Below are 7,721 nucleotides of genomic sequence, written 5' to 3' on the forward strand. Positions count from 1 at the left end.
TGCCGATGTCCTGCGCGGTCGCTTCGACGCTGGGCGCGAACCCGACCCGGTCGGAAAGCCCGACGCCGCGACGATCGAGCAGGATGAGGCGGCCCATCCCGGCGAGGGAGGACAGGAACGTCCGGCACCGTGGCTCCTCCCAGACCCGTTCCACATGCGACACGAAGCCCGGCAGCATCAGGATGTCGATCCGCCCGGCACCATAGGTTTGGAACGCGAGATGGACGCCGCCGCCGCTGACGTAGCGCGTCGGCGGCGGCTCCTCGACCGCTGACATTGTGCCGGCGCTCAGCAGGGCGAGGGTCTCGGCCTCGGGCGCCACGTCGAGCTCGTCGCGAAGACGTTGCGTCAGGGCCGCGAGGTGGCGTTCAGCGCCAGCGCGGTCTCCGGCGAGCAGCAGATTGCGGATGAGGTGCCGGCCATACACCTCGCTGAGCGGATCGAGCCCGACGAGCCGGCCGGCATAGGCCGCTGCGGCCGCGTAGTCGCCAGCCGCATTCTTGTCGCGCACCATGCGCTCGAGCGCCTGGATCGCCCGGCCCCGCAAGGCCTCACGGCGAAAGAAGGCCCATTCATCGAATTGTGGGCTGTCGCCAGGCGAGAAGCCGTCGAGAAAGTCGCCGCCATAAAGACGGCAGGCATGCTCGAACTCGCCGCGGTCGCAGGCCTGCTCGAATAGCTGAGCGTCCACCTGCAGGTCGATTGCCGGTGACCATCGAACCGTCGAGCGATCGATCGTAAGAACGTCATCGCCGAGCGCTCCCTGAAGGCGATGCAGCAGGCGCCGCAGCCGCGCCCGCACGACGTCTTCTGAGCTTTCCGGCCACAACATGGTGGCGATCGCGTCGCGCCCGACCGGCCCCCCGGCTTCGGCCAAATGGACCAGCAGGGCCAGGCCTTTGCGCAAGGCCAACGGGAGCGGCCGGTCGTCCCGCCGGATCTCCGGGAAGCCAAGCGCCCGCACGGTGAAGCGGGGACATTCAGGGGACGGGGCGATGCTACCAGCCACGGACTTCATGATTGCACGCGTCGCCTCTCTCCGGGACTCCCCAAATGAAAGACAACAGGTCGCTCCTGGTTTTGTGCACCGTGACCGCAATCGACATGCTCGGTTACGGGATCATCGTGCCGATCCTCCCTTTCTACGCGGAAACATTGGGAGCGTCCGCCGTCGATCTGGCCGTCATCATCGCGGCCTTTCCGCTGGCACAAAGCCTTTCGTACGCCTTGCTGGGGCGCCTGTCCGATCGGTTCGGCAGAAGGCGCCTGATCGTCATCGGCCTGGCCATATCCGCGGCTTCGTACGTCGCCTTCGGCTTCGCGAGCTCGTTCTCGACGCTGTTGCTTTCGCGCGTCGGCGCCGGATTCGGAGCGGGCACGTTTGCGGTCCTGCAGGCGTTCGCCGCCGACATGACCGATGACAAGCAGAGAACGGCGGCAATGGGGTACATCGGCGCGTCGTATGGTGTTGGCCTGATGCTTGGCCCCGTCCTGGCGAGCCTGACCTTCGGCCTCGGCTACAGCGTCACCGGTCTTGCCGCCGCACTCCTCGCGATCGCTGGTGCGCTCCTGGCAGGGCTCTGCCTGCCTCGTTCAATTCATCGCAACGACTGTCAGTCGAGGCAACAACCGCTGGCATTGAGAGCCTGGCTCGGCGCGTACGCGTCATGGCCTCTGTCGGTTGTCGTGATCATCTATCTCATCACGCTGCCGGCGTTCGAGGGGGTGATGTCGATGCTGGCCCTGTTCCTTGAACGCAGAATATCGCTTGGCGTGCAGGGCGCAGGCTTCCTGTGGGCCTGGGCGGGACTGATCACGATTCTATCGAGAGTGGCGATCGGGCGCTGGTCGGCGCGATTCGACGACAGGGCGATTCTTCTCGCCGGACTTGGCCTTCTCTTGAGCGGCGTTGCGTTGTTGGTCGAGACGACGAATTTCTGGTTCGGTCTGCTGGCGGTCCTTCCGTTCGCCACCGGTTATGGACTGGTTTTCCCGACCTTATCCAGTCTTGCCTCGAAGCTGGCCGACGATGACTTCAAAGGATCGATCCTGGGCGGCTTTCTGTTCCTGGGCGGAGGCGGGCGCGTCATCGGGCCGATCATTGCCGGATTGGCATTCGAGCGGATCGGCATCGATCTTCCCATGCTTCTTGCCGCCGTGTCGTTCGCTTTGGCCGCCATGGTGACCCTCGCCATTCCGCGCCAGGTAAGAGCGCCCTCTCAGGCATAGATGCTGCGCGAAATTGCCCGATGGGCGCTGCTGGCCGTGGCTGCGGCCTCAGTTCTGGCGGCGATGAGCGACGAGCCGCGGGACTGCAGCCCCTTTTGGGACGAGTGGCCGTGTCTTCTTGGGTTTTCGAGAGACCGGTGAACTCGACGCAGCCGGGAGGACGGCGAGGGGACGCCGCGGTGGTAGCACCGGCACCACAGGACATTGGAGGATCTTCGTGATCGGAAGCGTTGCTGCCCTGATCTATGGCATTGCGAGCTACTTCGTCTTCTTCGTCTCGTTCGTCTACACGGTGGCTTTCATCGGCAATTACTGGGTGCCGAAATCGATCGACGTCGGCTCCGAGAGCGGGCTCATGCCGTCGATCCTGATCAACGTGGCGTTGCTCGGCGCGTTCGCCATCCAGCACAGCGTCATGGCCCGTCCGGCCTTCAAGCGCCGGTGGACGACCATCGTCCCGGCACCGTGCGAGCGCAGCACCTACGTGCTGATCTCGAGCCTCCTGCTGATCCTCATCCTATGGCAATGGCGGCCGATCACGACGACGATCTGGCGCGTGGAGGGCGTGCCGGCAGCGATCCTGAGCGTGATCTTCTGGATCGGCTGGCTGATAGCGCTCGCCTCGACATATTCGATCGATCATTTCGAGCTGTTCGGCCTGCGCCAGGTGTTTGACGCGGTGCGCGGCGCGGCGGCTCGTATGACTGCGTTCAAGACACCGCTGCTGTACCGGCTCGTGCGCCACCCGCTCATGCTGGGGTTCCTGCTCGCCTTCTGGGCGACGCCGCACATGACCGCCGGACACCTGCTCTTCGCGGTCATGATGACGGGATACATCCTGATCGGGGTCCAGCTCGAGGAGCGGGACCTGGTGGCGCAGTTCGGCGCCACCTATGAGCAGTATCGCCGGCGCGTCCCCATGCTGATGCCCGGCCGGCTGGGCGCGAAATGACTCGCTTCGAAATCCGCGAAGCCATCGACGATGAGGCGAGGAACGAGGTCTATCGCTTCAGATATCGCATCTATGTCGAGCAGATGGGCTTGCGCCAGAAACACGCCGATCATATAGGCAAGCAGGTTGTCGAACCGCTCGACGAAGCGGCGCGTATCTATGCGGCCTATTTCGATGGCGCGATCGTCGGAACGATTCGCGGCAATCGCTTCAGCGACCTGCCGACCGCGTACTATCGCAGGCTCTATCGGATCGACGATCGATTCCCTTTCGATCCGCACGAGATGTCGCTCACCACCAAGCTGATGTTCGATCCGGCGCTGCGGTGCTCGTCGTATCCGATCAGGCTGATCGTACACTACGCGCGGGATTTCAATGCCGGCCGGCCGTGCAAGATCGATTTCGTCGACTGCAGGAGATGGCTACTGCCGTTCTTCCTCAAGCTCGGCTACGTCGATTACCTCGGCTGGGTCTTTCACAACGAATATGGCAGCGTCCGGCCGCTGTTCTGCCCGGCCGACCAGGTGCTGCGGCTTCAACGGCTGCGCAGTCCGCTCGCCGCTGTCGCGCGGGACCTTTGCGACAACAACATGTTTGGCGGCGAGGACCTGATCCGCAGGCTCAGCCTGGTGTCCCAAGCAGATCGGGGAGGATGAAATGCGCGCCGTTCTTTGCAAGGCCTTCGAAGGCATCGACGCCCTGAAGCTGGCTGAAGCCGTCGAACCGCAGCCGGCAGCGGATGAGGTCCTGGTCGACGTCCGATCCGCGTCCGTGAGCTACATGGATTACCTGATGACCTGCGGCCGTTATCAGATGAGGCCGGCTCTGCCTTACGTCCCGGGAACCGACGCGGCCGGTGTCGTGATCGCTTGCGGCGAGCGGGTGACGCGTTTCCGTCCCGGTGACCGGGTCAGTTGCGTCAGCTGGTTCGGCGGATTTGCCGAACGCATGGTCGCCAAGGAGGCGATGACCGCCCTTCTTCCGGCCAATGTGGACTTCACCGTAGGCTCGACCATCCTGAACAGCTATCTCACGGCCTTGTATGCCCTGATCGAGCGGGCACGGCTTCAGCCCAGCGAGACAGTCCTCGTGACGGGAGCCGCCGGCGGGATCGGCCTTGCTTGCGTCGAGCTCGCGCACCTGGTCGGCGCGCGGGTCATCGCCGTCGTGGGTAGCGCGGCCAAGGCGGCCCTCGTCCGCGAGCATGGCGCTGCGGAGGTCATCGATCATTCGCGCGAAGACGTCCGCGAGCGCGTGAAAGCCCTCACGGGCGACGAAGGCCTCGACGTCTGTGTCGACAATGTCGGCGGTTCCCTCTTCGCCACCCTGGCCCGGCTGATGCGCTACAACGGCCGGCTGATGCCGATCGGGTTCACCAGCGGCGAGATCCCGTCGCTCGCCATGAATCTGCCTTTGCTCAAGAACTATTCGATCGTCGGCGTCTTCATCGCGGCCTGGACACAACGCTGCCCGGACGACGTCAGTCGCTCGGCCGAGACCATCATGGCATGGGTCGGCGAGGGCAAGCTCAGCCCGCACATCGACCGGGTGCTGCCTCTCGAGCGGGCGGCCGACGCGATGAGCGCTGTTGCAAACCGTAGTTCGCAAGGGCGGATCGTGCTGCAGGTGAACCGATGACATCGATCGTGATCGAAAAACGTTTCTGCGGTCCGCCAAAGTCAGCCAATGGCGGTTATGTCTGCGGACTGCTCGCTGCCTACATCGACGGCGGCGCCGAGATCACCTTGCTGGCGCCGCCGCCGCTCGACCAACGGCTCGACATCATGGCCGGCGAATACGGCGTGGAGCTCAGGATGGAAGGGACGATACTTGCCGCGGGTCGCAGAGCCCGTGTCGACGTTCCTGAAATCCCCATCATCGATCTGTCCGAGGCTGCGGACGCGGTTCGCCGATCGCGACATGACCAAAGCCGTCATCCATTGCCGACGTGCTTTGTGTGCGGGCCGGGGCGTGTGCACGGCGACGGGTTGCGCATCATTCCGGGTCCTTTGCCGTCGCGTCCCGACCAACAGACCAGAACGGTCGCGGCACCATGGGTGCCCTACGCCAATCTTGCGAACGAGGGTGGCTCCGTCGCGAGCGAGTTCATCTGGGCTGCATTGGACTGTCCAACGGGATATGCGGCTGTTGGCGCGCAGCACCTGGGCATGACCGGCTCTGAGACAATTCTTCTCGGACGAATGAGTGCGCATATCGAGAGGCGGCCCAGCCCCGGCGATCGATGCGTCATTGCCGCGTGGCCGACCGGCAGGGACGGCCGCAAACTGTTTGCCAACAGTGCGTTGCTGGGCTCGGACGGAAAGATCCTGGCGGTCGCTCGGGCAACCTGGCTGCTGGTTGATCGACAGGTCCAGCTCGGAGAAGGATAGATCTCGCATCGCTCAGCGTAATCGCCGTTACGCCGCGCTTTACGGCCTTCGCCGTGCAGATGATCATCTCCGTCGTCGTTTTAACGTCGGAGCCCGGTATGGCGGAACCAACGCCCACCACTGTCCGCCTGCAGAACATCGCCCAGTCCTACGGCCAGTCGGCCGCACTCATGGCCGCGGTCGAGATCGGCGTGTTCACGGCGATCAGCAACGGCGCGGGCACCTATGAAGAAGTCGCGAAGGCCGTCGACATCCATCCGACCAACGCCGAGCGGCTGATGGTGATGCTGTGCGCCGCCGGCCTGCTCGAGCAGGCCGACGGCCGCCATCGCAACGCCGCCGACGTCGAGCGCTTCCTGGTCGAGGGCAAGCCTGGCTACATGGGGTCCTGGATCAGCTTCACCAAGCCGCAATGGACGCAATGGGGCCGGCTGGCCGAGCATCTGCGCATCAAGGACCTCAAGGTGATGGGCTCGATCGAGACCTTCACCGTGGCCGATGCGCGGCGCTACCATGCCGCGACCTACTCGATCGGCCTCGGCGCCGGCCGCCGCTTCGTCCGGCAAGTCGATCTTTCGGGCCGCAAGCGCATCATGGATATCGGCGGCGGCTCGGGTGCCTATTGCATCGCCGCCGCCAAGGAACATCCGACGATCCGCGGCGTGGTGCTCGACCTGCCAGTCGTATGCGAGGTGGCGCGCGACTTCATCGCCGAGCATGGTTTCGCCGATCGCGTCGAAGCCCGGCCCTGCAACTTCACGCGCGATCCGTTCCCGGCCGATTGCGACGTCGCCATCATGGCCTCCAACCTGCCGATGTACGGCCGCGACATGATCGCAAGCGTCATCAGGAAGGCGCATGACGCGCTGCTGCCCGGCGGCCAGATGCACCTCATCGGCGAGATGACCAACGACCAGCGGACGGGTCCGTGGGGACCGGCCTATTGGGGGCTCGGCCAGGCCGTGTCGGATTCGCTGGGCCTCGCCCATTCGGAAGCGGACGTGCTGGGCTACTTCCGCACCGCCGGCTATTTGGACGTCGGCCTGCACGATTTCATCCCGGGTTCGCTGAGTCGCGTCACGGGCACCAAAGCCAAGTGACGTGTTCCACACCGTCATCTGCGACCTGCTGGGAATAAGGTACCCCATCCTGCAGGGCGCCATGCAGGGCGGCGGCGGTGTCGAGCTGGTGGCGGCGGTGAGCGACGCGGGTGGGCTCGGCGTGCTGCCGACCTTCGGCGGCACCGACCAGAAACTGCGTGCCGACATCGCCGGCGTCCGTGAGCGCACCGGCAAGCCGTTCGGCGTCAACATCATGCCTATGGGCCGCGGCATCACCGAGCGCTGCGCGGCGACCTGCATCGAGCTCGGCATCCCCATCGTCACCACGGGGCGGGCCGACCCGGGCGAAGCCGTTGTGCGCCGCTTGAAGATGGCTGGCATCAAGGTCGTGTCGGTGATCCCGACAGTCGAGCATGCAAGGCGCATGGAGGGCGAGGGCGTCGACGCCGTCGTCGCTTCCGGCGCGGAGGCCGGCGGCCATGTCGGCACCGTCTCGACCCTGCCGCTGGTGCCGCAGGTGGTCGACGCGGTGAAGATCCCGGTGCTGGCGGCGGGGGGCATCGGCGATGCGCGCGGTTTCCTCGCCGCCTTTGCGCTGGGCGCGGTCGGCATCCAGATGGGCACGCGCTTCATGGCGACCGTCGAGTCCGACCTCAACGACTGGGGCCGCGACCGGCTGCTGGCGATGCGCGAGACCGACACCATCGTCACCCGCGCCATGACCGGCGCCACCGTGCGCTGCATCCGCACGCCCGAGATCGCGGCCTATGAAGGGGCGGTGGCGCGCGGTGCCGATGCGGCGGAACTCAAGGACCTCGCCACTCGCGTCCGCAGCTCGCGCTACGGCGAGAACAAGAGCGACCGCCGCCAGTCGGCCGCGGGCCAGGTGGCCGGCATGATCAGCGAGGTCGTCTCAGTGCGTGATCTGATCGAACGCATGCTCGCCCAGGCTGCTCGTCTGGCCGAAAGGCTGCCGTCCGTGGCGAAGGGCCAGGAGCGCGGACCTGGAGGTCCCGCTCTCCGGCAACGAGACTAGTAGCTCTGCACAGTGGTTTTAACGAGCTGGCGAGGGGCCGATGAGATTGCCTG

8 protein-coding genes are annotated in these 7,721 nt (G+C 65.3%); 7 read left to right on the forward strand and 1 reads right to left on the reverse strand.

Going from position 1 to position 7,721, the window contains the following annotated elements:
• Positions 1-1,018 (reverse strand): bifunctional AfsR/SARP family transcriptional regulator/alpha/beta hydrolase (locus RSO01_RS45045; RefSeq protein WP_281291644.1); only part of this gene is annotated, 1,018 nt, incomplete at its 3' end.
• Positions 1,019-1,053: 35 nt separating this feature from the next.
• Here RSO01_RS45045 and RSO01_RS45050 point away from each other — a divergent pair.
• The 7 genes from RSO01_RS45050 to RSO01_RS45080 all read left to right on the forward strand — a co-directional run bounded on the left by RSO01_RS45050 (position 1,054) and on the right by RSO01_RS45080 (position 7,668).
• Positions 1,054-2,229, forward strand: a complete 1,176-nt coding sequence (locus RSO01_RS45050; protein ID WP_147157165.1) for an MFS transporter — start codon at positions 1,054-1,056, stop codon at positions 2,227-2,229.
• A 217-nt stretch (positions 2,230-2,446) separates the two neighbouring features.
• On the forward strand, positions 2,447-3,181 hold the full coding sequence (mddA, locus tag RSO01_RS45055) for a methanethiol S-methyltransferase (protein ID WP_147157166.1): 735 nt from the start codon (positions 2,447-2,449) through the stop codon (positions 3,179-3,181).
• An 83-nt stretch (positions 3,182-3,264) separates the two neighbouring features.
• A complete protein-coding gene (locus RSO01_RS45060) occupies positions 3,265-3,837 on the forward strand; it encodes a hypothetical protein (RefSeq protein ID WP_147157167.1) in 573 nt (190 codons plus the stop codon).
• Position 3,838: 1 nt separating this feature from the next.
• Positions 3,839-4,819, forward strand: coding sequence for an NADPH:quinone oxidoreductase family protein (locus tag RSO01_RS45065; protein ID WP_147157168.1), 981 nt, complete (start codon positions 3,839-3,841; stop codon positions 4,817-4,819).
• The gene (locus RSO01_RS45070; RefSeq protein WP_147157169.1) at positions 4,816-5,571 is read left to right on the forward strand and encodes a hotdog family protein; all 756 of its coding nucleotides are present in this window, start codon (positions 4,816-4,818) and stop codon (positions 5,569-5,571) included. Before RSO01_RS45065 ends, RSO01_RS45070 begins: the two co-directional genes overlap by 4 nt.
• 98 nt (positions 5,572-5,669) lie before the next feature.
• Complete coding sequence (locus tag RSO01_RS45075) at positions 5,670-6,671, forward strand: methyltransferase (protein ID WP_170303857.1); 1,002 nt, start codon at positions 5,670-5,672, stop codon at positions 6,669-6,671.
• A 1-nt stretch (position 6,672) separates the two neighbouring features.
• Positions 6,673-7,668: an NAD(P)H-dependent flavin oxidoreductase gene (locus RSO01_RS45080; RefSeq protein ID WP_147157171.1), complete on the forward strand. Its 996-nt coding sequence runs from the start codon at positions 6,673-6,675 to the stop codon at positions 7,666-7,668.
• The last annotated feature ends 53 nt before the right edge of the window (positions 7,669-7,721 follow it).

It is taken from the genome of Reyranella soli, from assembly GCF_007992495.1.
Classification (GTDB): Bacteria; Pseudomonadota; Alphaproteobacteria; order Reyranellales; family Reyranellaceae; genus Reyranella; species Reyranella soli.

Bases quoted from the DNA above. Each gene is read 5' to 3' on its own strand.
- RSO01_RS45075 (WP_170303857.1), top strand. From the start codon at position 5,670: ATGGCGGAACCAACGCCCACCACTGTCCGCCTGCAGAACATCGCCCAG.
- RSO01_RS45060 (WP_147157167.1), top strand. From the start codon at position 3,265: ATGGGCTTGCGCCAGAAACACGCCGATCATATAGGCAAGCAGGTTGTC.
- RSO01_RS45070 (WP_147157169.1), top strand. From the start codon at position 4,816: ATGACATCGATCGTGATCGAAAAACGTTTCTGCGGTCCGCCAAAGTCA.
- RSO01_RS45050 (WP_147157165.1), top strand. From the start codon at position 1,054: ATGAAAGACAACAGGTCGCTCCTGGTTTTGTGCACCGTGACCGCAATC.
- RSO01_RS45065 (WP_147157168.1), top strand. From the start codon at position 3,839: ATGCGCGCCGTTCTTTGCAAGGCCTTCGAAGGCATCGACGCCCTGAAG.